Genomic DNA, 25,275 nt, shown 5'->3' with positions numbered 1-25,275 from the left:
TTATTTATCCCCGTATGTTTTTTGATACATTTCGATCATGTGTTTTTCTACAGTCGTAGGGGGGTATTTTGGCTGTTCATTCTCAGGTAGGCAGGTTGGTATGCACTTTACTTCATGGTCTAAGTGACCGCTGAAGAAGAAAGGAATGGAATAGCGTTCGTTGCCGCTCTTGTTAATGACTCTGTGTAAGGTCGAGCTATATTGATCGTTTGTCCACCGAGCAATCATGTCTCCAATGTTTACCACATAGCTACCTTTTATAGGTGGCGCATCAATCCAGTCGTCGGTTTTGTGCGACCAAACCTGCAGTCCACCATTTTCGTCTTGTAGCAGAAGTGTTAAACCACCAAAGTCTGTATGGGCGCCACAGCCTTTCTCGTTCTCTTCGGGATTAACAGGTTGAGGTGGGTAGTGTAGTAGCCTTAAAGTGGCTAATGGGTCATGACAGAAGTCATGAAAATAATCGTCGGGTAAATTCAGTGAAAGCGCTATGAGAGACATTAGCTCTTCGCAAAGTGATGTCATGGTTTTTAGGTAGTCAATGGCGACAGGCTTTAGATTGGGTAGCTCTGTTGGCCATTGGTTTTGTCCAAAGTTAAATTTATTGGCTTTTACCATGGGATGTTCAGGACTATGGTCAAAGCCAATATAAAAACCTTCTTTTAAGTCTGGCGGAGTTCCAGCTTCGAGTGTTTGATCTTTAAGTGGCTCGTAGCCACGGTTCGCCTTGGAAAATTTTTTGTCAATCTTGAGTTTATTTTTTGAAGGCAAGTCGAAGAATTTTGAGCTTTCTGAAAACAGTCTAGTTTGAAGCGATTCTTCGATGCCGTGTCCAGTAATATAAAAAAAACCGAATTCTCTGCATGCTTCGCCAATTTTTGCGGAGAGTTCTTGTTTTTGGTTTTTTGATGCCTGTTGATAACCTGACAAGTTAATAATAGGCAGTGTTGTAGATGTTGTATTCTGACTTTTCATATATCACCAATGTTCGAATGTTTGACTACATCCTATCAATCGAACAGTGAGTAGTGATAACGTTCATTTCAGATAAGGGTGTTGCCAAAACGGCATCACCTACTGGTGGCTGATTCTGCCGCTTGGCTAAGTTCATGGATGAGATCTCGCACAAAATAGTCTGCAGCGACTGGCAAGGTTCTATTTGATCTGACATACACGCCAAGTTCAGAGTTCATTACGCTGGGATGAGTAATTGGAATATGGAACAGTCTTTTATTTGCTAGGTCTTCTTCTATACCGATTATAGTTTGAAAAGTGACACCCATGCCGCTAAGGGCTAGTTTTCGAGATAGCTCTACTGAATTGGTTTCGATTACTTGATGAGAAGAATCGATAAGACTAATAAAACTGCTTAAATGTTTATGGATCGAAAGCCCTTTTTTACTAAGGATCAATGGATAAGCACAGCATTCTTGAAGACCGGTTTTATTTTTATATGTAAGTGGATGGTCCTTTGAGACGACAGCGCCAAGGACGTAATTTTTCACCCATAATTGGTTTAAATCTCTTTGGTTTTCGATATCAAAGGCTAAACCTATGTCGACTTCTCCGTTAATAATCAGCTCTGGCATTTTTGAAGAGCCGATGACGTGAACACCAACGGTGATATTAGAAAAGCGTGTTTTAAACTTTTTGATGACGCGAGGGATCAATTCAATAGAAGGGCCTTCAACTGTGGCTATTTCAATGTGTCCTTTTTGAATACCTTTTATGGCATCAATTTCTGAGTAAAGGCGTTCGGCGTCTTTTAATACAAACTGTGCGTGTCTTGCGAAACTTTCTCCAGCTGATGTTAATTTCAAGCCATTGGGTGATCGCTCGAAAAGTTGTACATCCAAATCATCTTCTAGTTTCTGGATTTGTCGGCTGACTGCTGAGGTTGCAATATGTAGCGTTCGGGATGCTTCTCTAATCGAGCCGAGTCGTCGAACACTGTCAAAGCAATAAATGGCAGTAGAGTGGATACGCCTTTTTGAAGTCAAATAACCGATTCCATATGTTGTTTTAGAAAGCTTGATGCTAATGATCATAACCTCAAAAGAAGTCAGCTTGTAGCCCTACCAGTTATACACTAAAAGTTGATTAGTTTTTAAGTGCTGATGTCTCTAGTCAATGATGATCATTGCGTCTTAGGTGCGCTTCAAAAGCACGGATCATGAGCGATAAGCTGAGTGTGAGTACGAGGTACATGAAGGCGACGACGTTGTAGGTTTCGAAGAATTGGAAGGTGGAGGAGCTGAATACTTTGCCAAGTTGGGTGATGTCTTGTACGCCGAGTACTGAAACGAGGGCGGAGTCTTTGATCATGGCGACCAGGTCGTTACCAAGCGGTGGCAAGATTTTACGCATAGCTTGGGGCAGGGTGATGAGACGAAAGCGATGCCAGTTGGACAAGCCCAGTGCCTTGGCCGCTTCTATTTGTCCTTTGCCTACTTCTTGAATGCCGGCGCGGAAGACTTCGGCAATGAAGGCGCTGTAGCTGATGGCTAGGGCGATAATAGCGCGCCACAGTAGGGTGAAATCCCGTGTGCGGGTTTTTTCTATCCAGCCAGCTTCAATCGGCATTTGTAATACCCAGTTGTAGAGTTTGACCATTTCCGGTGCGCCAACAAAGGCGATGTAGAACAGCAGTACGAGAACCGGCACGCCGCGGAAGATTTCTACATAAAAGCGGGCGAATTCACGAAGTATGCGATGACGAGAAAACCCTGCCAGTGCAATTAATAACCCAAGAAAACTTGCTAGTATAAAGGCGGTGAAGGTTACGCCGATTGTGGTCAGTAACCCTTCGCTTAGTGCGCCTGCGATGCGTTGGTAGCTTTGGTCGGAAATCATGTTCCATAGCAAAACCAGAGCGATAATGATGATGGTGACGAGCCACCACGGCGTGCGTTCTAGGGATTTCTTAAAGGGCATAATCAATTCATATTAGGACCATTCCTTGGTCATCTTCAATTAATAGCGGAAAGCCTAGAATAGACGTTCCGTTACTGTGTTGTTGTTTCTATTTAACGGAATTTGTTACTGGTTATAGTCGAAGAACCATTTTTTATTTAGCGCTTCTAAGGTGCCGTCTTGTTTCATACTTTTTATTGCCGCGTTGATTGGCTCTAAAAGATCTGATCCAAGAGTCAGAATGAAACCAAAATCCTCTGAGCCCAATGGGCCGCCGATTATTTTAAACGCGCCTGGATTGGCGCCAATGTAACCACGAGCCGACGCAGCATCCATAAGTACGCTGTCAACATCGCCAGATTTCAGTGCTTGGACTGATGCACCAAAAGTGTCCAATAAGGTGATGCGAGGGTTGTTTTCATCGCCATCAAGCACATCGTAGACGGCAACATAAAAGTTGGTGGTGCCTGCTTGCGCGCCAAATTGTAGATCTGTGTTAGCAGCAAAAGATTTAGCATCGTTAAAACGATCTTCATCGGCGCGCACTAACATGAACTGCTGAGAGGTCATGTAAGGAACGGTGAAGTCAATTTGCTCTGCGCGTTCTTCATTAATTGTAATGCCGTCCATACCTACATCGTATTGGCCTTGTTTGACGGCTTGGATCATGGTGTCCCAGCTGCTTAGGTGCCATTCGATGTTGGCATTTAGGCGTTTGCCAATTTCGTTCATGGCGTCGTACTCCCAACCAATACCTTCGCCTGTTGCTGGGTCGACAAAGTTAAGTGGTGTGTAGGCATTTTCGGTGACAGCTAAAATAGTTCGACCTCTAAGGTCTGGCAAGCTGTCGGCGAAGCTGAGGCTGCTAATCGAAACGGCAGCGATAACCATCAAACGAGATAACAAAGACATCATGTTTTCATACCTTTTGGGGGTGTTAGCAAAATTGGTTTGCGATTATACACAGGCATCGTGCAAATATCTCTAGCAAGCTTCAGGCCATCAAGTGGCATCTCACGACGTAAGCGGGTATATTTGCTTACCAATATTCAATTCAATGAATGTGCACTTTTACGACTGCGATTAAGGTTATTATGTCCCGCGAATTACCACCTCAACAGGCTTTTCAAACGCATTGCTTAGCGCAAATGGGCGTGGTTTCCTGGTTGTCCATTGAGAAAAGTGATTCTGCCACGGACAGTGTGTCGGGTACGGTTTTTATGCCGCCTCAGCCTTGGCCAATTGATGTTGCAGTTGAGCAAGGTGTTTCGTCACAGGCTTCGTCTGATGCCTATTCAACTGGTTTCCAAGCAGCGGTTCCACCGCCTGTGGTAACTTTGACTCCAGAGGAAAAAGAGCCTTTGGTTCACAACCTGCGTGAACAGTTAAATGCAGGGCCGGAAATTATCGTTGAAGATTTACAGCCAATCGAAGAGTTAGCTGTGGATATTGTGATTGAGCCTAAGTCCAATGTTGTCAGCCAAATTACACACCTTGATATTCGAGCTTATGCTTTGTCGAATAAGTTGTTAATTCTCAGTGATGTGCCGCAGGTGTTTTCGCAAGCAGAGGACATTGAGCGTTTAGCGCTGAAAATGGGTCAAGCTCTACTGAAAAAGCCTATTGATGAATGGCAGGGTAGTGCGTTTAGCTGGCCTGGACAATTACGTAATCCGTACTTTTTAAATCGTACTGATTGGTTGTTTGGCGCCTTAGAAAGCTATGTAGGTCGCTTGGTGAAAGATTTTCCTGATGCACCTTTATTGGTACTGGCAGGTGCCAAGGTGGCTCAGCTGGTGGAAGATTTACCAGCTGATAATATATTGAAGCAATATCCTACCGCACGGATTGTTAGTTTGCCTGAGCTGCATCGTATTCCAGAGCTTCGCAAAGAAGCGTGGGAAGAAATGCAGTCTACGCTTTTTAGCTAATTCCATTCGCGACTGATGTGATTTTGAATCCTATGAATGTACCTATTTCTCTCCGTCCAGCCATTGCTTCTGACTTACCTGCCATTATTCAACTTGATGCTTTGTCTAATCCTCACCCTTGGGGCGAAAAATTGGTGGCTGATGCTTTGCAAAGCCGCGAAAACTGGATTCTTGAGTCGGTAGGCTCTACGCCGCATGTTGTCTTAGGTTGGCTGACTGCATCGGTTGTGCTTGATCAATCCGAATTAGAATTAATTGTGATTGATTCCTCTGTGCGTAGACAGGGGCTAGCTAGACAGTTGATGATGGTTTGGTCAGAAACGGTTGCGCAGCAAGATGTCAGTGAACTTTTGCTAGAAGTGCGTGAGTCGAATGTCGGTGCTATTTCCCTTTATGAATCTTTGGGGTTTGAGTTAGTGGGGCGCCGGAAAAATTACTATCAAATAGAAAAAAAAGCACAAACAGAACAGGGACGCGAAGCGGCCTGTTTGTTTACCAAAATACTATGAATTTAATTGTTTTAAAGAGGTGAGTATGAGCAAGGTATTAGTTCCTATTGCGAACGGCAACGAAGATATTGAAGCTATTACTATTATTGATGTTTTGAGACGTGGTGGCCTAGACGTCACTGTTGCGAGTATTCATGAGTCAAAACAGGTTGTGATGGCGCATAACACTAAGCTAGAAGCGGATGTATTATTGACGGATGTAGCTGATCAGATTTTTGATGCCGTGGTTTTGGCAGGTGGTATGCCTGGTGCTGAGCATTTCCGTGATTGTAAGTTATTGATTGATATGTTGGAAAAGCATGACATTCAAGATGCTTTGTTAGCTGCGATTTGTGCATCGCCTGCCGTGGTGTTTGGTACTCATGGTTTTGTTGTCGATAAACAAGCGACTTGTTATCCAGGGTTTGAGGGCGGCTTAACTGGCGCAGAGTATTTGCCTAATGAACCAGTGGTCATGGATGACAACATTCTGACGTCCAGAGGGCCAGCAACCGCGATGATTTTTTCATTGACTGTGTTGGGCAATTTAAAAGGCTATGAAGCTGCTCAAAGTGTGGCCGATGGTTTGTTGTGTTAAGCGTGTTTGATAGGTAGATATTATTCCTGACTAATAAGTCAAGAAAAAATATGCTCTATTTGCGTATTTTCGCCTGTTTTCTCGGCAATTCGGTGGACGCTAAAGGCGTATAAGAGTAGAATTAGGCAGATTTTTTGAACGCGAGATCCTTTGATTATCCATCACTGGATGAACGGCAAAAACGCAATTTCTTAAAAGCGAGATGAGCCGCCGGTTTGTCTCGCTTTTTTGCAACCTGATAGGCTCTAAATGGGAGGTTCCTTTGGCAACATCAGCGATTCTGGCTCTGGAAGACGGCACGATTTTTAAAGGGGTGTCGATCGGAGCAGATGGCTCCTCAACCGCCGAGGTTGTTTTCAACACCTCGATGACCGGTTATCAAGAAATACTTACTGATCCTTCCTATGCTCGACAAATGGTCACCTTGACCTATCCCCATATCGGGAATACTGGCGTTAACCCTGAAGATGAAGAGTCCAGCAATGTTTGGTGTGAAGGCCTGATTATTCGTGATCTACCTTTAGTTGCTAGCAGCTGGCGTTCACAAGAGTCTTTAGACTCTTACTTGAAGCGCAAAGGTGTGGTTGGCATCGCCGATATCGATACACGTAAATTAACACGTATCCTTCGCGAGAAAGGCGCGCAAGCGGGTTGCATCATGGCAGGTGAAAATCTGGATGAAGCGACTGCGGTTGCTGCTGCCAAAGCTTTCCCAGGTTTGAAAGGCATGGATTTAGCCAAAGAAGTTACCGTTGAGAAAGCGTACGAGTGGACTGAGTCTACTTGGGATCTTGTCAATGGTCATACAACACCAGAATCTTTCGATTTCCACGTAGTGGCTTATGACTACGGTGTGAAACGCAATATTCTTCGCATGTTGGTTGAGCGTGGTTGCCGCTTGACTGTTGTTCCTGCGAAAACACCTGCTAGTGACGTATTGGCGCTAAATCCAGATGGCGTCTTCCTATCCAATGGTCCTGGTGATCCAGAGCCATGTGATTATGCGATCCAAGCGATTAAAGAGATCCTAGAAACAGAGATTCCTGTTTTCGGTATCTGTCTTGGTCACCAACTTTTGGCTTTGGCTTCTGGCGCAAAAACGAAAAAAATGAAGTTTGGTCACCACGGTGCAAACCACCCGGTACAAGCGATCGAAAAAGGCACTGTGATGATCACCAGCCAAAACCACGGTTTTGCGGTAGATGAAGATACGTTGCCAGCTAACCTTGTGATGACTCATAAATCTTTGTTCGATGGCTCTTTGCAAGGCATCGCACGTACAGATAAAAGTGCATTCAGCTTCCAAGGTCACCCTGAAGCGAGCCCGGGGCCACATGATGTGGCACCTTTGTTCGATCAGTTCATTGAAAACATCAAAGCCACTAAAGCCTAAAAGTAGGAGCGGAGCGAAATATTATGCCAAAACGTACTGACATAAAAAGCGTCTTAATTTTAGGTGCAGGTCCTATTGTTATTGGTCAGGCATGTGAGTTTGACTATTCTGGTGCACAAGCGTGTAAAGCGCTTCGTGAAGAAGGTTTTCGCGTTATTCTAGTGAACTCCAACCCAGCGACCATCATGACAGATCCTGTTATGGCTGATGCAACTTACATCGAGCCAATCGAATGGAAAACTGTTGAGAAAATCATCGAGAAAGAACGTCCAGATGCGGTTCTACCTACTATGGGTGGTCAAACAGCACTGAACTGTGCGTTGGATCTTGAGCGTCACGGCGTGCTAGAAAAATACAATGTGGAAATGATCGGTGCGACAGCTGACGCAATTGATAAAGCGGAAGACCGTAATCGTTTCGACCAAGCAATGAAAGCGATTGGTCTTGAGTGTCCACGTGCGGGTATTGCCCACAACATGGAAGAAGCGCTTAAAGTACAAAGTGAAGTTGGCTTCCCTTGTATCATTCGTCCTTCTTTCACCATGGGTGGTACTGGTGGCGGTATCGCCTACAACATGGAAGAGTTCGATGAAATCTGTACTCGTGGTTTGGATTTGTCTCCAACCAACGAATTGCTAATCGATGAATCTTTGATCGGTTGGAAAGAGTACGAGATGGAAGTTGTCCGCGACAAAAAAGACAACTGCATCATCGTTTGTGCGATTGAAAACTTCGACGCGATGGGTGTTCACACAGGTGACTCTATCACGGTTGCGCCAGCACAAACTTTGACTGACAAAGAATATCAAATCATGCGTAACGCTTCTTTAGCGGTATTGCGTGAGATCGGTGTAGAGACAGGCGGTTCCAACGTACAGTTTGGCATGGATCCACAAACAGGTCGTCTTGTTGTTATTGAGATGAACCCTCGTGTATCGCGTTCGTCTGCTTTGGCGTCGAAAGCAACGGGCTTCCCAATTGCGAAAATCGCTGCGAAATTGGCGATTGGTTATACGCTTGATGAGTTGCAAAACGACATCACTGGCGGCCAAACGCCAGCGAGCTTCGAGCCAGCAATCGACTACGTTGTGACTAAGATTCCTCGTTTCACTTTCGAGAAATTCCCAACAGCTAATGACCGCCTTACAACGCAAATGAAATCTGTTGGTGAAGTGATGGCGATTGGCCGTACTTTCCAAGAGTCCTTGCAAAAAGCCCTACGTGGTTTGGAAGTAGGTTCTGACGGGTTCAATCCTCAGTTAGATTTAGCTGAAGAAAACAGTAAAGAGAAGTTGGCTTACGAGCTTCAGTCTCCTGGTTCTGAGCGTATTTGGTATATTGGCGATGCCTTCCGTTCAGGCATGACTGTTGACGAAGTATACGCAGCAACAGGTGTTGATCATTGGTTCTTGGTGCAAATCGAAGACTTGATCAAAGAAGAAGCTGCGTTGGCAGACAAAGGTCTGATCGACATGACGTACGACGTACTTCGTCGTCTAAAGCGTAAAGGCTTCTCTGATGCGCGTCTTGCTACCTTGATGAGCGTGACTGAGAAATCCATGCGTGAGCGTCGTTACTTGATGGATGTTCACCCAGTTTACAAGCGCGTAGATACTTGCTCTGCTGAGTTTGCTACTGATACAGCTTACATGTATTCAACATACGAAGAAGAGTGTGAAGCAGCGCCAACGGATCGCGATAAAATCATCATTCTTGGTGGTGGTCCAAACCGAATTGGTCAAGGTATTGAATTTGATTACTGCTGTGTACATGCGGCGCTAGGTCTACGTGAAGACGGTTACGAAACCATCATGGTTAACTGTAATCCTGAAACCGTATCGACTGACTACGATACATCTGACCGCTTGTATTTCGAGCCAGTAACGCTTGAAGACGTGCTAGAAATCGTTCGAAAAGAAAAACCAAAAGGCGTTATTGTTCAATTTGGTGGTCAAACTCCGCTGAAAATTGCTCGTGCTTTGCAGAACGAAGGCGTGCCAATCATTGGTACAACGCCTGAGTCTATTGACCGTGCAGAAGACCGTGAGCGTTTTCAAAGCATGATCCAGCGTTTGGGCTACAAACAGCCACATAACGCGACAGTGCGTAGTATTGAGCAAGCTGCAGCGAAAGCTGCCGTCATTGGTTATCCACTTGTGGTTCGTCCTTCTTATGTGTTGGGCGGTCGCGCGATGGAAATCGTGTACAACGAAAAAGAGTTGATGCGTTACATGACCAGCGCTGTGAAAGTATCTAACGACAGCCCTGTGTTGCTAGATCACTTCTTGAATGCCGCGATTGAAATCGATATCGACTGTATCAGCGATGGTAAGCAAGTGGTTATCGGCGGCATCATGCAACATATCGAACAAGCGGGCGTTCACTCTGGTGACTCGGCCTGTTCTTTACCACCTTATTCTTTGTCGAAAGAAGTGCAAGACGACATTCGAGAGATGATTAAAAACATGGCGCTAGAACTTGGCGTTATTGGTTTGATGAACACTCAGCTTGCGGTTCAAGACGGCGAAATTTATGTGATCGAGGTTAACCCTCGTGCATCACGTACCGTGCCTTTCGTGTCTAAGTGTATCGGTCGTTCTTTGGCGCAAGTTGCAGCCTTGGTCATGGCGGGTAAAACACTGGAAGAGCTTGGTTTCACCAAAGAAATCATCCCTTCATACTACAGCGTGAAAGAAGCCGTTTTCCCATTCAATAAGTTCCAAGGCGTGGATCCGATTCTTGGACCTGAGATGAAGTCTACAGGCGAAGTCATGGGTGTGGGTGATACCTTCGCAGAAGCCTTTGGTAAAGCTGTTCTTGGCGGTGGTACTGAACTGCCAACATCGGGCCGTGCTTTTATCAGTGTTCGCGATATGGACAAAGAAGGTGCGGTAGATGTAGCTCGTCGCTTGGCTGAACTAGGTTTCGACCTTGTCGGCACCGAAGGCACAGCAAAATACCTAACAGAACGTGGCGTTGAAGTTCGTAAAGTGAACAAGGTGAATGAAGGTCGTCCGCATATCGTTGATATGATGAAAAATGGCGAAATTGATTACATCATCAATACCACGTCAGGTACGCAAGCGATTGCAGATTCTTCTGTTATTCGTCGTACAGCATTACAGCGCAAGGTTTGTTACACTACAACATTGGCTGGTGCTGAAGCTACGAGTATGGCGATTAGCCTAACAGGTGAAACGAAAGTTAGAAGACTGCAAGATTTGCACTTGGGGAAATAATGAAAAAAGTACCAATGACAGTAGAGGGTGAAGCTCGTCTTAGAGAAGAGCTTAATCACTTGAAAACTGTCGTCCGTCCTCGCGTGATTGCGGATATCGCAACCGCGCGTGAGCATGGCGACTTAAAAGAAAATGCTGAATATCATGCAGCTCGCGAAGAGCAGGGGTTTGCTGAAGGTCGTATTAAAGAGATCGAAGGCAAGCTTGCAGATTCACAAGTGATTGATGTGAAAGCGCTGCCAGCATCTGGGAAAGTTATTTTTGGCACAACAGTGACACTTTTCAATGTTGATACCGAAGAGACGGTTACCTACAAAATTGTTGGTGACGACGAATCTGATGTGAAAGAGAAAAAAATCTCTTACGCTTCACCTATCGCGAAAGCTATCATTGGGAAAGTAGAAGGTGACGAAGTCATTGTGAAAATCCCAAGCGGCGAAGCAACATATGAAGTTGAGAAAGTCGAATACATCTAATGCATTAGATTTTCTCTTAAAAACCACGGTGTGAAAGCGCCGTGGTTTTTTTATGCCTGAGAAAACGTTATAAAGATAGCTGATTTTTAAGCTTATTCCTTTTGTGACAAGAGAGACTGCCATGGCAAGCCGAATTTTGATCTCCCATTCTAATAATCCTCACTTTAACCTCGCGGTGGAAGATTGTATTTTTCGTTCAATGCCTGCTGATCAGCGAGTGCTATTTTTATGGCGCAACGCAGACACGGTAGTGATTGGGCGCTCACAAAACCCTTGGAAAGAGTGCAATATTAATAAGATGGAGCAAGACAAAATTCATCTTGCTCGTCGCCAAAGTGGCGGTGGAGCAGTGTTTCATGACTTGGGTAATACTAACTTCACTTTCATGGCGGGCAAGCCTGAATACAACAAAGAAGTGTCGACTGAGATCGTTCTGCAAGGCTTGAAGAAACTTGGTATAGAAGGCTACGCCAATGGTCGAAATGATTTGGTGGTGGGGGAGGGAGAAGAGATGCGTAAATTCTCTGGTTCTGCCTACAAAGAAACCAAAGACCGTGGCTTTCATCATGGTACTTTATTGCTGCACGCGGATTTGAGTCGCTTAGCTAATTACCTAAACCCTGATGTAAAAAAACTGCAGTCAAAAGGCATTACTTCAGTTCGATCTCGTGTGACCAACCTTGATTTACTTTATCCACAGATTAATCACCAATTGGTGTGTGACGCCATTGTGGCGTCTTTCTGTGAATACTTTGGTGAAACACCAACCATAGAAGAAATTTCCCCTGAAGCCTTACCAGATCTGCCTGGCTTCCTTGAGAAATTCGAACAACAACAAAGCTGGGATTGGAACTTTGGTAAATCGCCGCAATTTACTCACACGCTAGACGAACGCTTCAAATGGGGCGGAGTAGAAATTCACCTTGACCTGAGTAACGCGAAAATTACCGCCGCAAAAACCTTCACTGATAGCTTATTTCCCGATCCAATTGAACAGCTTGCGGAAAAACTCGTTGGCGTCATCTACCGACCAGATGCCATTGCAGATTGTGTCGACTTGGTTATTGAAAGCTTCCCTGATCATAAAGCGGATTTAGAAGAGATGAAAGCGTGGTTGGTTAAGGCGGTTTCTTAGGGATAAAAACGCTTTATTTATTTGTATTTGCTTAGTACTCCGGTGAGGGGGGGTTAGAGGTTAGCTGGGCTTTTTCGTACGCTTCAATGCGAGCATCTAACTCCCTCGCCCAAATAGCGTTTAGCTCGGCATCTGGTGAGTCTAAGCATTCAAGTAGCTTTTCGACAGGCTCTATCCGTTCGTTCATTGGGAGTGATAACACATCTTCAACGATGTTTCTGTTTACTTGAGTCATTTTATGTCCTCCTCGATTGAGTGAAAGAATAGCACTGAAAAGATTGGAGTTGTATCTACCCCAATACTGAATAAACAAGATTGAGCTGAAAAGCTAATTTATTCGGCTCAAGAATCGCCATATTTTGAGCCAAATAATGAGCGTAATCGGCTCAAAAAAGTACCTTTAACAGCTCTAAAGCCATCCGAGATCTTGGCGACTTACATGAAAGCTTCGCTTTCAGCGGCACATTACGCTGCGCTTATGATGCCCTACGATTTGCCAGAGTCTGTGTCGGGCTGATGATGGTGTCATGTAGAGAGGTTGTCGGCCTAAAGGCGCGACTTACATGAAAGCTTCGCTTTCAGAACCCCTCCCTAGCCCTCCCCTTGAAGAGAAGGGGAGGGGACTGAGACAAGAGTTCCTCTTAAATCTAGCGCTTTTTATCTTAGGAAAGTAGGGAGGGAATAAACAAAAACACCAGCCTCGGCTGGTGATTTTAGTAGCGCTGCATAAAAAGCTAAACGGTTAAGATTGAGCTTTCTTGAACGCGTTGATGAGTGCTTGGGTGGAGGCATCCAGTGCGCTGTTGTCGCTGTCGCTAACAAGGCGGTTGTAGATGTCGGTGCCCAATACTTTGCCAAGCTCTACGCCCCATTGGTCGAATGAGTTGATACCCCAGATTGTGCCTTGTACAAATGTACGGTGCTCGTAGAGGGCGATCAAGGCACCCACGGTGGCGGGTGTCATTTTATCGGTCAATAAGGTGTTGCTTGGGCGGTTGCCCTTGATAACTTTGTGCGGTGCAATCTTGGCGACTTGCTCGGCGGTTGCGCCAGCATCACGAAGTTCTTGCTCTGCTTGCTCAAGGGTTTTACCGACCATCAAGGCTTGCGACTGGCTTAAGCAGTTAGCAAACAATTGTGTATGGTGTTCGCCAATAGGATTGTGAGACGCCAATGGTGCGATAAAATCCACAGGCACTAGGCGTGTGCCTTGATGTAATAACTGGTGATAAGCGTGTTGGCCGTTGGTGCCAGCACCGCCCCAAATGATTGGGCCTGTGTCGGTTTCTACGCCGTCGCCATTCAATAGATTTGCTTTACCATTACTTTCCATATCAAGCTGCTGGATGTGAGCAGGCATGGCACGTAGGTAATGGTCGTAAGGAATCAAAGCGTGAGTTTGTGCGTTGTGGAAGTTGATATACCACACGCCAAGGGCGCCCATGATTACCGGTAGGTTTTCTTCAAATGGAGCGGTACGGAAGTGCTCGTCCATTTGGTGAGCGCCATCGAGCAAGGCGTAGAAGTTGTCCATGCCAACGGCGATGGCAACAGGTAAGCCAATGGCTGACCAAAGTGAGTAGCGTCCGCCAACCCAATCCCACATTGGAAAGATGTTTTCTTTTGCCATGCCAAAATCAACGGCTTTTTTCACGTTGGAGCTAACGGCTGCGAAATGTTTGCTGACGTTCTCTTGTGTGCCGCCGTTGCTTAGGAACCAGTCACGCGCAGCGTTAGCGTTAGACAAAGTTTCTAAGGTGCCGAACGTTTTAGAAGAAATAACAAATACGGTAGTTTCTGGGTTCAATTGCTTCAGTTTGCCGGTGATGTCTGAACCATCAATGTTGGCAACGAAGTGAACTTTAATATTGTCTTTTTTGTATGGCGTTAGTGCTTCAGCAACGACTTTTGGCCCAAGGTAAGAGCCGCCGATGCCGATCGATACGACGTCTGTAATGGTTTTGCCGCTGTAGCCTTTCCATTCGCCGCTGTGTAATTGCGCGACAAACTGTTCCATCTGTTTAAGGGTTGCGCGTACTTCTGCCAAAACGTTAACGCCATCGACCATTAATGATTCTTGTGCTTGGCTAGCGCGTAGGGCGATGTGCAATACAGAGCGGTCTTCGGTGTTGTTAATATGTGCACCGCTGAACATGCCTTTGATGGCGCTTTCAAGTCCCGCTTCTTTTGCTAGGTCTGTTAGTAGAGAAATCGTTTTTTCATTGGCGCGGTTTTTTGCGTAATCTAATGTCCAGCCAGCTGCTTGAGTGGTGTATTTTTCAGCACGGCTTGGGTCCGCTTCAAACAAAGACTTCATGCTGACAGCAGCCATTTCTTGCTTGTGCTCTGCTAGTTTCTGCCAAGTAGTTAATTCGGTGGGTGAGCCCATTACAATCTCCCTAGATCTCAAAGTGAATTAAGCAAGTTCTACACGTAAGTTATCAATTAAGCGTGCTTTGCCTAGATATGCCGCCGTTAATATAACGAGGCGCTTCTCTTCTTCTGATGGTGTTTGTAAGCTTTCTTGTGCGCGGATTTCGAAATAATCACGACGGAAACCAGCCGCTTCAAGCTTCTTTTGAGCTTGTTCGCAGATGTCCTCGTGACTCGCACTGTTTTTAATTAGCGCATCTTTCGCCCATAACAAAGTTTGATAAATTGTTGGTGCGATACGTCTTTCTTCTTCTGTTAGGTAACCATTACGCGAACTCATGGCTAGGCCATCTTCGTTACGTGCTGTGTCTACTCCGATGATGCGTACGTTAGAGCTTAGATCTCGCACCATGTCTTCAATAACTTTAAGTTGTTGAAAGTCTTTGTTACCAAATATGGCACAGTCTGGCTGAACAATATTAAATAATTTTGTCACGACAGTGGAAACACCAACAAAATGGCCTGGGCGAGACGCTCCACAAAGAATGTCAGAAATGCCGACGACTTCAATTTGCGTTTGGCTGCGTTTGCCGTCTGGGTACATTTCCAGTGCATCTGGTGCAAACAGGTAATGACAGCCATTGGCCTCAAGGACTCGTTTGTCTTCTTCCAAGGTTTTTGGGTAACGCTCTAAGTCGCTTTGATCCGAAAATTGCATTGGGTTGATGAAGATAGATGACACAATGACGTCGCCTTCTTCTTTTGCTTTTCGAATTAGTGACATATGGCCATCATGTAGGTTGCCCATGGTTGGGACAAACACAATATTTTTGTCTTTCAAGCGTTCTATTTTCAGTGCTGTTCGAAGCTCAGCGACGGTGTGGAATGTTTTCATGATTTGAATCCGTGCTCAGCTCCAGGGAATGTCATGTCTTTTACTTCTTTGACGTAGGCTTCAAAGGCTTCTGTCACATTGCGGCCATCGGTTAAGAAGTTTTTGACGAATTTTGGTGTGTGACCTAGGTTGATGCCGAGCATGTCGTGCATGACCAATACTTGGCCATCTGTGTGGTGGCCAGCACCTATGCCAATGGTGGGCACTGGAACGGCTTCAGTCAGTGTTTTGCCGAGTTCGGTTGGGATGCACTCGTATAGAAGAATGTCGGCGCCAGCCGCGACAAGATCCAGCGACTCCTGCAGTAGTAAATCGGCCGCATCTTGGCTTTTGCCTTGTACTTTGTAGCCACCAAATTTATGCACGGACTGAGGGGTTAGGCCTAAATGCGCACAAACTGGAATGCCGCGCTGGCTGAGTAGTTTTACGGTGTCTGCTAACCAGCTTCCGCCTTCTAATTTGACCATGTTTGCGCCGGCTTGCATTAACTTTGCTGCGTTATCGAGCGCTTGTTCTGGCTTGCTGTAACTCATGAAAGACATGTCTGTGAGGATAAAAGCGTTGGTGTTGCCTCGTTTTACCGCTGCGGTGTGATAGCACATATCTTCGATAGTGACGGGTAGTGTGCTGTCTTGGCCTTGTACGACCATGCCCAAAGAGTCACCGACTAAAATCGTTTCAACGCCTGCGACGTTCATAACATTGGTGAAAGAGGCGTCATAACTTGTTAAACAGGTGATTTTTTCTTTTTCCGCTTTCATTTTTTTGAGAGTGGATAAGGTAACAGGTTTGGTGAGTTTTCTTTGTGAGTTATCTGAGTACATAGTTTATTCTTCTTTGATAAAAACCAAATCGCTGGTATCAAGTTGGTGTAGCTGCTCTGTAACGGTTTTGCCATTTTCTAAGAGCATATCGGGCGCTAGGTCGCTAAACGGCTTTATCACAAATCCTCGTTCTAGCATAAAGGGATGTGGCACGTTTAGTCTTGGTAATTGTATTCTTTCTTGTCCGTACAATAACAGATCTAGATCTAGGGTGCGCGGTCCCCAATGACGTTCTCTGACTCGACGTTGTGACTGCTCAATACTTTGTAAAAGATCAAGTAGGGCAAGCGGGGAGAGATCGGTGTCAAATGAGGCGACGGCGTTAATGTAGTCCGGTTGATCTTGTGGGCCAACGGGCTTGCTGCCGTAAATAGAAGAAACACGAAGATTTTTTAGATCGTCGTGTTTCTTTAGGGTTTCAATGGCGCGATCAAGTTGCGCCAATGGATTTTCAAGATTACTGCCGAGGCCAATATAAGCGTGTATCAAGGCGCATCCTCTTACTCGTCAAACGTTTCGCTTTGTGGTTTAGCTGTTTCTGAAGTGTTGCCATTGCTCTTTCTACGACGACGAGGGCGGCGCTTTTTAGGGCCTTCTTTGTCTTTGCTAAATGAGTCAATGCTCTTAATAAGATCTCTCTGTTGGTTTTCTGTACCATGTTGAAATTTTTCCCACCAATCGCCTAGACCATCTAATTCGGTTCCGCTTAACTCGCGAATCAGTAAAAAGTCGAAAGCCGCACGGAAGCGAGGATGTTCAAGCAGCAGAAAAGCGCGCTTGCCGTAGCGCTTTGGTAGTCTGTACTGCATGTCCCAGATTTCACGCATTGGCGTGGAGAATCGGCGCGGGATAGCGGTGGATGCGACTTGGTTGTCTAATACCATGTTAGCGGCTTGATGTAATGCTGGTGTTGCAGGCATGCCTTGAGCTTGGAATTCTTCATGACGAAGTGACACGCTTGGCCACAGTAGTACCGCGTATAAAAAGTAAGGGGCAGTTGTTTTGCCACTTTGTATACGGTCGTCAGTGTTTTTAAGGCCTTGTAGTATGAAGGCTTCAGGGTCTATGTCGTTACGTTTCCACCCACTTTGTAGTAATGCATCTGTGTCTGGGAATAAATAACGGAATAGGCCGTACTGGCGAAGCAAAGCGAATGTTTCTATGCCGTTGCCACTGCCAAGTAATTTGAGTACTTCTTCAAATAAACGAGCTGGCGGAATATGGTCGAGTAGGTGGGCCATTTCTTTGATCGGCGCGGCGGTTTCTGCTTCTAGTTCGAAGCCAAGTTTGCCCGCAAAACGAATGGCTCTTAGCATTCGAACCGGATCTTCTTGGTAGCGCTGTCTCGCGTCACCAATAATGCGAATTTGTTTGTTTTCAATGTCTTTTAGACCGCCACAGTAATCGTGAATACTGAAGTCCTGAACATTGTAATATAAAGCGTTAAAAGTGAAGTCGCGGCGTTCTGCGTCTTCTTCGATGTTGCCATAGACATTATCACGCAAGACGATGCCATGGGCGGATCGTGCGGAGTCTTTGCCTTTCAAAGATGTATTCTGTGCGTTGTCATCATTGCTATCGTCTTGAGCGGAATTGGCTCTAAATGTTGAAACCTCGATGATTTCACGCCCAAACGTGACATGGACCAATTTGAATCGACGGCCAATGAGTCTTGAATTTGAGAAGGTGCTATGTACTTCTTCAGGCGTAGCATTGGTGACGACATCAAAATCTTTAGGTTCAATGCCAATCAAATGATCTCGGATGCAACCGCCAACAAGGTAGGCGTCGAAGCCTGCTTTATTGAGACGATACAATACTTTGACAGCATTTGGGCTTAAGTCTTGTCGAGATAAGCTGTGCTCGCTGCGAGGAATGATAATAGGGTAAGTCTGCGCCTTTGGTGAGGCAAACAGAGAGGTGGCTTTACGTACCAGAGATTTTAATCCTGTGAGCATTAGACAACAAATTTTAAAGTTAACGAAAAGGGCATTCTACACGTGAAAGTAGTAAAATTACACGAATAATGGCTATGTTTAGATGATTTCAGTGTGTAGCAATTAAGGGGAAGGTTGTGAAGCGATTGGTACTTACAAAGAAGTAAATAAAATAATCGCTTTGGATACATGAAGATACTAGTTCCGAAAACAAAGTGGGTGCTGCTTCTGCAGTTCTACTCAGGTTTTATTTTTATTTTTGCATTGTTTTCATTGCCCGAAGGCTTATATATCTAAAAAGATCAATTATCCAAAGCGATTTTCCATCCATGACCTCAAATTTTTATTTTTATTTGAAGAGGTCACGGTGTCCTTAGCTTTTATTTTTATTTTTAAGAACCTACATACGACGATTAACTTATTTTTATTCTTGGTCAATCTTATTATCGTTGTGTCATATATAAGGCATTAGTTGTGCCAAAAAACATAAAGTACTGATTTTGCTGAGTTTCAGTGTGTTTCTGTTCATTTTCTTTACAAATTCTTGCTTATTTTTTGGGTATTATAGTATCAAGTGTTACTTTTAGGTTGTTACTTTTTTGGGTATTGAAAGTTTTTGTCGTCTTTCCCATAAGCTTTTTCTTGATATGCCCAAAGAGTGTGCAAGTTGTGTTTCTGTCATTTTGTGTTGGTGCGTTAGCACGAAGTGTTTGAAGTAATCATCCAGTGTAGTTCCTACCAATGTGTCTGTGCTGCTCGTCGTGTTGTTGCTCATTGTTGATGTCGAATTTTGCTGAGTGGCGAGCTTCAAATTATTTGCGTCAACCTTCTCTTGAGGGCTAAGTATTACGGCTCTCTCAATGGCATTTTCTAGCTCTCGTACATTGCCAGGCCAGTTGTGCGCGCGAATGGCTTTATCAAATGTACGATTGTAGTTGTAGTTTGGTTTGTTGTGCTTTTGACAAATTCTTTCCAGTAAGCTTTTTGCAAGGATAGAGATATCTTCTCCCCTGTCTCTCAGTGGAGGCAGTAGCAGCTCCATAACATAGAGTCGGTAGTATAAATCTTCACGAAATTGGCCTTGTTTTACCATGGCCATCAAGTTCCTGTGAGTGGCGGTGATGAGCCTGATGTTTACCTTGGTGGATTGTGTTGCGCCCACTCTGCGGATCTCCCCCTCTTGTAACACGCGCAATAGTCTTGCTTGAGCTTCTAAGGGGAGTTCGCCTATTTCGTCTAGGAACAAGGTGCCTTTGTCTGCGGCAAATATTAGGCCGTCGTGTGCGGCGCTGGCACCAGTAAATGCCCCCTTTTCATGACCGAATAGTTCTGATTCTATTAAGTTTTCAGGGATGGCTGCGCAGTTGACGCTAATGATGGGTTTTTTGCTCCGCAGGCTTAAGTTGTGCAGTGCTTTTGCTACTAACTCCTTGCCTGTGCCGGACTCGCCTCGTATGAGTACTGTGACATCGGTTCCAGCAATTTTTCTCATGTCTCTAAACAAGTCTTGCATGGGCTGGCACTGGCCAACAATACCGCTGCCAGCAGTTCCTAGAGTGAGAGTCTCTTCTATTGGAGTGTCTGTCGAGTTGTGCGCCGGTGTCTCTTTAGGAGGGAGGGCGTGATTGTGTTGCTCCAGCGCGTTCACTACGTTATTTAGCAGTGTTTCTGAATCTGTTGGCAGAGGCAGGTAATAAAGTGCTCCCTTCGACATGCTGTTGACGCCTGTACTGAGACTAGGCTTAGTATCTAAAACAATACGAGGTGGCATCTCTGGGGGAGCAATGCTGGTGTTATCAATGCTTTCTTGGTCGATAAGCAGTAAATGGAACTCGGCTAGCTCATAGTAGCGTGTTGCTTGCTCCAACGTGCTGCTGGTGTTGACCTGAAAGCCATAACGAGACAACCATTTTTCTGACTCTTTGAGTGGTGAGTTGTCTGGGCAAATGATCATAATGTTGTGCATGAAGCTGTCACCTCTTGTAACTAGTGTAACAATTATACACACATAGGCTTGTTGGTCGAGATGGGTGATATGTGAATGAAAAAGAATAAATAAAGATGTAAAAGACAATCTATGGTGGTGTCTTAGATGAAATGCAGGTCTTGCTCTTCCAGAGGGAGGTTTTTTATTCCTTGTAGCTTGTTGGGGTCCCATGCTTCGATTGCTAGTGCAAGCGCTTCTGTGATCGAGGTGGGCGAATTTAAATCTATTTTTAGGTAATGGAGTGCTCGCAAGAGAGTTGGAAGGTGCTTATTTTTTATGGGCTTGGCGTGATTTTGCTTGCTTATCTTATCACCGTGGTTATTGGTAATAAGAGGGATATGGCAAACGCTTGGTGCTGTCCAGCCAAATAAGTGATAAAGGTGCAGTTGCTGGGCGGTGGTTTCAATGAGGTCGGCGCCTCTGACGAGGTGGCTGATGTTTTGTAGGTGGTCATCCACCACAACGGCAAGCTGGTAAGAGAAAAAGCCGTCTTTTCTTTTTAGCACTGGACAGTTGCTTTTTAGGTCGTCGCTGAAAACCAAGTGTCCCTGAATGCTGTCTTTATATTCATAGATGGCTGGGCTTGTTTGTAAACGCCACGAGTGAGGTTTTTCTATGTTGCTCTGACATTTGTTTGGATGGCTGCCGTTGTATTTAGCAAGCGACTGACGTGTGCAGTTACATGGAAAGACGATTCGTTGCTTTTTAAGTACGGATAATTGCTGTTCGTATAGGTGGTGATGCAGGCTTTGAACGCGAATTGTTTCGTCGGAGTGGAGTTCGTAGCTGCTAAGTGTGTCAATAATTTGTTCTGCAAAGCGTGCATTGCAACGAGTACCATCCACATCTTCTATGCGGATGACCCAGCTGCCTTGCTGCTGTTTTGCATCCAAATAACTCGCTAATGCACTGACTAGCGAGCCAAAATGGAGAGGGCCGGTTGGCGAGGGTGCAAAGCGGCCGCGATAGATAGGCACGGTAGAGTTAACGTGGTTTGACACCAAACTGTTAACCGCCGATTTGCTTCTCTTTGATTTCAGCCAATGTTTTGCAATCGATACACATTGTTGCGGTAGGGCGAGCCTCTAAACGACGAATGCCGATTTCTATACCGCACTCTTCACAGTAGCCATAATCATCAGCGTCGATTAGCTCAACGGTCTGAGAGATTTTTTTAACCAGTTTACGTTCGCGGTCACGAGCGCGAAGTTCTAGGCTAAATTCTTCTTCTTGGCTAGCGCGATCGTTAGGGTCCGCATAATTCACCGCTTCTTCTTTTAGATGGTGAACGGTACGATCAACCTCTTCCATAAGGTTTTGCTTCCAGTTGAGCAGGATGCTTTTAAAGTGCGCCAACTGTTTCTCGTTCATGTATTCTTCGCCATCCTTAGCAACATAAGGAGTGAAGTCTTTCATTAATGACTCAGGGTTCATTTTTGGCATACGCATTGCCTCACTTCGCAGGTTTCCATTGTGGTAGCCTGTAACCAATAAAATTAGGTGATTTATTTTCGGGCGGAAACTTACCAGATAATGTCGCGCTTAACCACATTTTTTGCGCATATTGTCGCGATATTTTTGAAACAGGCTGATAAAGGCAGAGAAATACAGAATGAAACAGCATAAGTTAGCAACCAGAGTGGGGCATATTGCGCCCTTTCAAGTGATGATGGTTTTGGATCGTGCGAAGCAGCTTCAGTCTCAGGGAGAGGATGTGATTCACCTTGAGGTTGGTGAGCCGGATTTCGTCGCTGTTGATGCTGTTGCTAAAGCTGGTATGGCGGCAATTGAGGAGGGCAAGACAGGTTATACATCGGCAACTGGGTTGTCTGAGTTAAAAATAGCCATTAGTGACTATTACCTAAGTCGTTATCAGGCTGAGGTTGCGCCTGAGCGGATTATTGTCACGCCTGGGGCATCTGGTGCTTTGTTGCTGATGGCATCCTTGATGGTCAATGCTAGTGATGAAGTGCTGATGCCGGACCCTTGTTACCCCTGTAATAGACACTTTCTTATCCAAGCTGGTGCGCAAGCAAAGTTGGTTGAAACAAAGGTAGAAAATGGCTTTGAATTGGATTTGAATACGTTATCCGGCCATTGGGGAGAAAATACGTCTGGTCTTTGGCTTGCTTCTCCGTCTAATCCTACGGGAGCTGTGCTTAGTAAATCATACGTAGCCGAAGCTTGGCAAAAGGTGAGTGAATTTGGTGGGCATCTGCTAGTGGACGAGATTTATCAAGGTCTGGTTTATGAAGGGGAAGATTTTTCAGCTTTGTCGATTTCAGATGATATTTTTGTTGTGAACAGTTTTTCTAAATATTTTGCTATGACTGGCTGGAGATTGGGCTGGTTGGTAGTGCCTCAATGGGCTATTGAGGGTGCGACAAAGCTTGCACAAAACATATTCATAGCTGCTCCAAGTGTCTCTCAGTACGCGGCCGTTCGAGCCTTTGAAGCTGACGTGTTGGCTGAGTGCGAGGTGCGTCGCCAAAGGTTAGACGCGCGCCGGTTAGTGTTGCTTGAAGGTTTAAAGTTAATGGGCTTACCAGTAGTGGCACCTGCTCATGGGGCGTTTTATGTTTATGTGGATGTGTCCGGAGTGACTGAAGATGCCATGAAATGGTGTTTAGAACTGCTTGAAAGAGAAAAAGTAGCGCTTACGCCTGGAGCAGATTTTGGTATTAAGGATGCTCACAAATATGTTCGTTTTGCCTATACATGTGACGAAGAGAGGTTGAAAGAAGCGTTAGTAAGAATTGCGCGTTTCATGTCGTCTTGAATGAGTTGGTTAAAGTAATATCAAGAACGATAAGGCGCAGAGTTAGCCTCTGCGTCTTATCAAGATGATACCTGCCAATAAACAGATGATGATCGGAATGCTGACACCAATGACCGGCGGAAAGTTAACTGCTACGCTCATGCGGCCAAACAGGTTGAGTGCATTTTGAAAAGCTAGGCCAATGATGACTCCAGAGAAAATACGACTGCCCATGGTTGAAGATCTAAGTGGTCCGAAAACGCTGGATAATGCGACTAGGACCAATGCCAAGGAAGCGATAGGGCGCAGCGCGGTAATCCAAAACTCTAGCTCATAGGGGGCACTGTCTAGTTTTTGTTGTTTCAAATACGTTTGGTAGTTTTTAAGCTGGCTTAATGACAGGCTGTCTGGTTCTTGGGTTGCTAGGAATAAGTGCTCCGGTGTGATGCTGACATCCCAATTGGCTTTTTCCATGTTGGTCTTTTCAATTTTGTCCTCGTTAAAACGCGTCTCGGTGACGTTATTGAGTTGCCATTGAGTGCCTTGTACGTGTTCTGCTGTACTGGCAGTCCGGATGTATTTTAGCTTTTGCCCTTCTGGAGAAAAGATTTGCAGGTTATAAAGCTTGCCTGTGTCGTCTGCAGCATCGATATAGACAAAGTTATTGTCGGCTTTTAGCCAAACGCCACCAGTAAGCGAGAAAGTGCCGCTTTCTTGGTCTTTAAATTTTTCTATCAGGGTGGCTTTTTGTTCGGCGATAGGTGAAACGAACTCAGAAATCCCCATGCCTAATAATGAAGCTAATAAGATCGGTTGGCAGGCGGCGAAACCAATGCGCCATATAGGCATGCCTGCGGCTCGCATTACAGTGAGCTCTGATGTGGCGGCCAATGTCCCTAATCCCATTAATGTACCAATTAATGAGGCGATGGGAATGTATTCGGCGAGTTTGCCTGGTAAGCGATAAAGAATGACCTGTAACAGTGATTGGATGGTGTAACTGTCGTTTACTTTTTTGATTTGCTCTATAAATGTCAGCGCGAAGTCGAGACCAAGCAACACAACAGCGACGATCAAAAAAGCCCATAAAACACTGTTGCCGATGTATCTGTCTATTCTAGTCATTATCGTTACTCGCTTTCATCGGCTGCATCGGGAAGTCTTGCCTTGCGGCGCTCGAATACTTGATTGAACTGTGCGAATAGTAGAGTGGCAATTAGAATAAATATGCCATGAATCCACCATAAGCCGAGTGAGATGGGTAGTTTGCCTTTTTCTAGTCCAGTACGTCCCCAAATCAACAGCGCCATATACAATATCATCAATAGGATCGCTGGTAGCATTTTGAAAAAACGCCCTTGTCTCGGATTGACTTGGCTTAGAGATAAACCAATGATCGCTAATATCGGGATGATAATGGTCAATGAAATACGCCATTGTAGCTCGACTTTATCTAATAATGTGTCGCTATTAATGAGGCTTAATGTTGTTTTGGTGAAGGCCTCATCTATTTCACTTTGGTCTGTGTTTTCCATCCGTACAGCGTAGGTGTCAAATTGGGTGATGCGGTAATTGGCTGTGCCTGGTTTGCCCTCATAGCGGGAGCCATTTTTGAAAACAAGATACTTTTGATTGTTTTCTGAGCTTACGTTTATTTGTTCAGCGTAGTCAGCTAGCGTTTGAATAGGAATGTTGCCGTCCTTTTTTCGCACTATATCGGATAAAAATACCTGGTTCATCCAGCCTTCATCAGGAGTAAAACTGTCTATGTAAGTTGTGCGTTGACCACTGCCTTCAAACCGCCCAGGAAGAAGTAGGTCAAAAGAAGAAAGTTGATTTTGTGCCTGTGATGCTTCTTCGGCTTTGTATTCACTAAAAGGCGCTAACCAGAAATTGAGTCCGGCACTTAGAGAGCCAATAATACAGGCAATGCCTAGTGTATAGCCTGCCAATTTTATTTTGCTGATGCCACTCGAAAAAAGTACTGACATTTCGTTCTCTATATATAAACGCCCGAAAGCGAGTAACAGAGACAGGAAAAAAGCCAGGGGCAAAATCATCTGAATGAAGCTAGGAACGTGGAACCCTAGAATGACGAATAGGAATTCGAAGGTCATTTTGCCTTCAGCGATGCGACCCAAATAAGAAGAAAAACGGCCACTTAGAATGACGAGCAGTAAAATTAGCGTCACGCCTGCTGTTGACACCAGCACTTCTTTCGCTAAGTATTTGAATAGTCTCAAAGTCACCTCTGGATGAATCTTGCTTTCTAAGCGTAGAGTTGATTACACATCTAAAGCCCCCATTATCTCGTGGTAAGAAGGACAT

The 25,275-nt window shown here is 45.1% G+C and carries 23 protein-coding genes; 8 read left to right on the top strand and 15 right to left on the bottom strand.

The genetic code is table 11. The annotated features are described in order from the left end of the window. From JSY38_RS07490 to JSY38_RS07475, 4 genes are all read right to left on the bottom strand, one after another. Nucleotides 1–975 (bottom strand): isopenicillin N synthase family dioxygenase, encoded by a 975-nt coding sequence (locus JSY38_RS07490; RefSeq protein WP_205116224.1) that lies wholly within the window; start codon nucleotides 973–975, stop codon nucleotides 1–3. 95 nt (nucleotides 976–1,070) lie between these two features. After that, entirely contained in the window at nucleotides 1,071–2,048 is a 978-nt protein-coding gene (locus tag JSY38_RS07485; RefSeq protein WP_205116222.1) for a LysR family transcriptional regulator, read from the bottom strand. A gap of 79 nt (nucleotides 2,049–2,127) precedes the next feature. Next, on the bottom strand, nucleotides 2,128–2,934 hold the full coding sequence (locus JSY38_RS07480; protein ID WP_205116220.1) for an amino acid ABC transporter permease: 807 nt from the start codon (nucleotides 2,932–2,934) through the stop codon (nucleotides 2,128–2,130). 105 nt (nucleotides 2,935–3,039) lie between these two features. After that, entirely contained in the window at nucleotides 3,040–3,828 is a 789-nt protein-coding gene (locus tag JSY38_RS07475) for a transporter substrate-binding domain-containing protein (protein ID WP_205116218.1), read from the bottom strand. Nucleotides 3,829–4,007: 179 nt separating this feature from the next. Here JSY38_RS07475 and JSY38_RS07470 point away from each other — a divergent pair, with 179 nt between their 5' ends. The 7 genes from JSY38_RS07470 to JSY38_RS07440 all read left to right on the top strand — a co-directional run bounded on the left by JSY38_RS07470 (nucleotide 4,008) and on the right by JSY38_RS07440 (nucleotide 12,173). Further along, nucleotides 4,008–4,844 (top strand): hypothetical protein, encoded by an 837-nt coding sequence (locus JSY38_RS07470; protein ID WP_205116216.1) that lies wholly within the window; start codon nucleotides 4,008–4,010, stop codon nucleotides 4,842–4,844. A gap of 17 nt (nucleotides 4,845–4,861) precedes the next feature. Then, nucleotides 4,862–5,353: a GNAT family N-acetyltransferase gene (locus JSY38_RS07465; RefSeq protein ID WP_239544419.1), complete on the top strand. Its 492-nt coding sequence runs from the start codon at nucleotides 4,862–4,864 to the stop codon at nucleotides 5,351–5,353. 25 nt (nucleotides 5,354–5,378) lie between these two features. Further along, nucleotides 5,379–5,930, top strand: coding sequence for a DJ-1 family glyoxalase III (locus JSY38_RS07460; protein ID WP_114411573.1), 552 nt, complete (start codon nucleotides 5,379–5,381; stop codon nucleotides 5,928–5,930). Nucleotides 5,931–6,192: 262 nt separating this feature from the next. Beyond that, nucleotides 6,193–7,323 (top strand): glutamine-hydrolyzing carbamoyl-phosphate synthase small subunit, encoded by a 1,131-nt coding sequence (gene carA, locus JSY38_RS07455; protein WP_205116214.1) that lies wholly within the window; start codon nucleotides 6,193–6,195, stop codon nucleotides 7,321–7,323. Between the two features lie 23 nt (nucleotides 7,324–7,346). Further along, nucleotides 7,347–10,562, top strand: coding sequence for a carbamoyl-phosphate synthase large subunit (gene carB / locus JSY38_RS07450; protein WP_114411575.1), 3,216 nt, complete (start codon nucleotides 7,347–7,349; stop codon nucleotides 10,560–10,562). Further along, nucleotides 10,562–11,038 carry a transcription elongation factor GreA gene (gene greA / locus JSY38_RS07445; protein ID WP_114411576.1) on the top strand — a complete coding sequence of 159 codons (477 nt, stop codon included), beginning with the start codon at nucleotides 10,562–10,564 and terminating at the stop codon, nucleotides 11,036–11,038. The genes carB and greA overlap by 1 nt, the downstream gene beginning before the upstream one ends. A gap of 121 nt (nucleotides 11,039–11,159) precedes the next feature. Further along, the gene (locus tag JSY38_RS07440; protein WP_205116206.1) at nucleotides 11,160–12,173 is read left to right on the top strand and encodes a lipoate--protein ligase; all 1,014 of its coding nucleotides are present in this window, start codon (nucleotides 11,160–11,162) and stop codon (nucleotides 12,171–12,173) included. Nucleotides 12,174–12,204: 31 nt separating this feature from the next. Here the strand turns inward: JSY38_RS07440 and JSY38_RS07435 are convergent, their stop codons facing one another. From JSY38_RS07435 to dksA, 9 genes are all read right to left on the bottom strand, one after another. Then, nucleotides 12,205–12,408, bottom strand: coding sequence for an addiction module protein (locus tag JSY38_RS07435; protein ID WP_205116199.1), 204 nt, complete (start codon nucleotides 12,406–12,408; stop codon nucleotides 12,205–12,207). A gap of 507 nt (nucleotides 12,409–12,915) precedes the next feature. Beyond that, nucleotides 12,916–14,562, bottom strand: coding sequence for a glucose-6-phosphate isomerase (pgi, locus tag JSY38_RS07430; RefSeq protein ID WP_205116197.1), 1,647 nt, complete (start codon nucleotides 14,560–14,562; stop codon nucleotides 12,916–12,918). Between the two features lie 27 nt (nucleotides 14,563–14,589). After that, nucleotides 14,590–15,441: a pantoate--beta-alanine ligase gene (gene panC, locus JSY38_RS07425; protein ID WP_114413659.1), complete on the bottom strand. Its 852-nt coding sequence runs from the start codon at nucleotides 15,439–15,441 to the stop codon at nucleotides 14,590–14,592. Continuing rightward, on the bottom strand, nucleotides 15,438–16,265 hold the full coding sequence (panB, locus tag JSY38_RS07420) for a 3-methyl-2-oxobutanoate hydroxymethyltransferase (protein WP_205116195.1): 828 nt from the start codon (nucleotides 16,263–16,265) through the stop codon (nucleotides 15,438–15,440). The genes panC and panB overlap by 4 nt, the downstream gene beginning before the upstream one ends. A gap of 3 nt (nucleotides 16,266–16,268) precedes the next feature. Continuing rightward, on the bottom strand, nucleotides 16,269–16,751 hold the full coding sequence (gene folK / locus JSY38_RS07415) for a 2-amino-4-hydroxy-6-hydroxymethyldihydropteridine diphosphokinase (protein WP_205116714.1): 483 nt from the start codon (nucleotides 16,749–16,751) through the stop codon (nucleotides 16,269–16,271). Nucleotides 16,752–16,765: 14 nt separating this feature from the next. Further along, nucleotides 16,766–18,223: a polynucleotide adenylyltransferase PcnB gene (gene pcnB, locus JSY38_RS07410; protein ID WP_205116193.1), complete on the bottom strand. Its 1,458-nt coding sequence runs from the start codon at nucleotides 18,221–18,223 to the stop codon at nucleotides 16,766–16,768. Nucleotides 18,224–18,785: 562 nt separating this feature from the next. Beyond that, a complete protein-coding gene (locus tag JSY38_RS07405; RefSeq protein WP_205116190.1) occupies nucleotides 18,786–20,168 on the bottom strand; it encodes a sigma-54-dependent transcriptional regulator in 1,383 nt (460 codons plus the stop codon). A 122-nt stretch (nucleotides 20,169–20,290) separates the two neighbouring features. Continuing rightward, nucleotides 20,291–21,190 (bottom strand): tRNA glutamyl-Q(34) synthetase GluQRS, encoded by a 900-nt coding sequence (gluQRS, locus tag JSY38_RS07400; RefSeq protein WP_205116188.1) that lies wholly within the window; start codon nucleotides 21,188–21,190, stop codon nucleotides 20,291–20,293. A gap of 7 nt (nucleotides 21,191–21,197) precedes the next feature. Continuing rightward, nucleotides 21,198–21,632, bottom strand: coding sequence for an RNA polymerase-binding protein DksA (gene dksA, locus JSY38_RS07395; protein ID WP_114413675.1), 435 nt, complete (start codon nucleotides 21,630–21,632; stop codon nucleotides 21,198–21,200). A 169-nt stretch (nucleotides 21,633–21,801) separates the two neighbouring features. Here dksA and JSY38_RS07390 point away from each other — a divergent pair, with 169 nt between their 5' ends. Further along, the gene (locus JSY38_RS07390) at nucleotides 21,802–22,968 is read left to right on the top strand and encodes an aminotransferase class I/II-fold pyridoxal phosphate-dependent enzyme (RefSeq protein WP_205116171.1); all 1,167 of its coding nucleotides are present in this window, start codon (nucleotides 21,802–21,804) and stop codon (nucleotides 22,966–22,968) included. A gap of 42 nt (nucleotides 22,969–23,010) precedes the next feature. Here the strand turns inward: JSY38_RS07390 and lptG are convergent, their stop codons facing one another. Continuing rightward, nucleotides 23,011–24,072, bottom strand: a complete 1,062-nt coding sequence (gene lptG / locus JSY38_RS07385) for an LPS export ABC transporter permease LptG (RefSeq protein ID WP_114413666.1) — start codon at nucleotides 24,070–24,072, stop codon at nucleotides 23,011–23,013. A gap of 5 nt (nucleotides 24,073–24,077) precedes the next feature. After that, nucleotides 24,078–25,196 (bottom strand): LPS export ABC transporter permease LptF, encoded by a 1,119-nt coding sequence (gene lptF, locus JSY38_RS07380; protein ID WP_114413667.1) that lies wholly within the window; start codon nucleotides 25,194–25,196, stop codon nucleotides 24,078–24,080. Nucleotides 25,197–25,275 lie beyond the last annotated feature (79 nt).

This window comes from Marinomonas foliarum (assembly GCF_016906065.1).
Taxonomy (GTDB): Bacteria; Pseudomonadota; Gammaproteobacteria; order Pseudomonadales; family Marinomonadaceae; genus Marinomonas; species Marinomonas foliarum.
This window is presented reverse-complemented; position numbering and strand designations above follow the sequence as displayed.

What these genes read in the sequence shown, in the direction of transcription:
- JSY38_RS07490 (WP_205116224.1), bottom strand. Translation starts at nt 975, where the DNA reads ATGAAAAGTCAGAATACAACATCTACAACACTGCCTATTATTAACTTG.
- JSY38_RS07485 (WP_205116222.1), bottom strand. Translation starts at nt 2,048, where the DNA reads ATGATCATTAGCATCAAGCTTTCTAAAACAACATATGGAATCGGTTAT.
- JSY38_RS07480 (WP_205116220.1), bottom strand. Translation starts at nt 2,934, where the DNA reads ATGCCCTTTAAGAAATCCCTAGAACGCACGCCGTGGTGGCTCGTCACC.
- JSY38_RS07475 (WP_205116218.1), bottom strand. Translation starts at nt 3,828, where the DNA reads ATGATGTCTTTGTTATCTCGTTTGATGGTTATCGCTGCCGTTTCGATT.
- JSY38_RS07470 (WP_205116216.1), top strand. Translation starts at nt 4,008, where the DNA reads ATGTCCCGCGAATTACCACCTCAACAGGCTTTTCAAACGCATTGCTTA.
- JSY38_RS07460 (WP_114411573.1), top strand. Translation starts at nt 5,379, where the DNA reads ATGAGCAAGGTATTAGTTCCTATTGCGAACGGCAACGAAGATATTGAA.
- carB (WP_114411575.1), top strand. Translation starts at nt 7,347, where the DNA reads ATGCCAAAACGTACTGACATAAAAAGCGTCTTAATTTTAGGTGCAGGT.
- greA (WP_114411576.1), top strand. Translation starts at nt 10,562, where the DNA reads ATGAAAAAAGTACCAATGACAGTAGAGGGTGAAGCTCGTCTTAGAGAA.
- JSY38_RS07440 (WP_205116206.1), top strand. Translation starts at nt 11,160, where the DNA reads ATGGCAAGCCGAATTTTGATCTCCCATTCTAATAATCCTCACTTTAAC.
- JSY38_RS07435 (WP_205116199.1), bottom strand. Translation starts at nt 12,408, where the DNA reads ATGACTCAAGTAAACAGAAACATCGTTGAAGATGTGTTATCACTCCCA.
- pgi (WP_205116197.1), bottom strand. Translation starts at nt 14,562, where the DNA reads ATGGGCTCACCCACCGAATTAACTACTTGGCAGAAACTAGCAGAGCAC.
- panC (WP_114413659.1), bottom strand. Translation starts at nt 15,441, where the DNA reads ATGAAAACATTCCACACCGTCGCTGAGCTTCGAACAGCACTGAAAATA.
- panB (WP_205116195.1), bottom strand. Translation starts at nt 16,265, where the DNA reads ATGTACTCAGATAACTCACAAAGAAAACTCACCAAACCTGTTACCTTA.
- pcnB (WP_205116193.1), bottom strand. Translation starts at nt 18,223, where the DNA reads ATGCTCACAGGATTAAAATCTCTGGTACGTAAAGCCACCTCTCTGTTT.
- JSY38_RS07405 (WP_205116190.1), bottom strand. Translation starts at nt 20,168, where the DNA reads ATGCACAACATTATGATCATTTGCCCAGACAACTCACCACTCAAAGAG.
- dksA (WP_114413675.1), bottom strand. Translation starts at nt 21,632, where the DNA reads ATGCCAAAAATGAACCCTGAGTCATTAATGAAAGACTTCACTCCTTAT.
- JSY38_RS07390 (WP_205116171.1), top strand. Translation starts at nt 21,802, where the DNA reads ATGAAACAGCATAAGTTAGCAACCAGAGTGGGGCATATTGCGCCCTTT.
- lptG (WP_114413666.1), bottom strand. Translation starts at nt 24,072, where the DNA reads ATGACTAGAATAGACAGATACATCGGCAACAGTGTTTTATGGGCTTTT.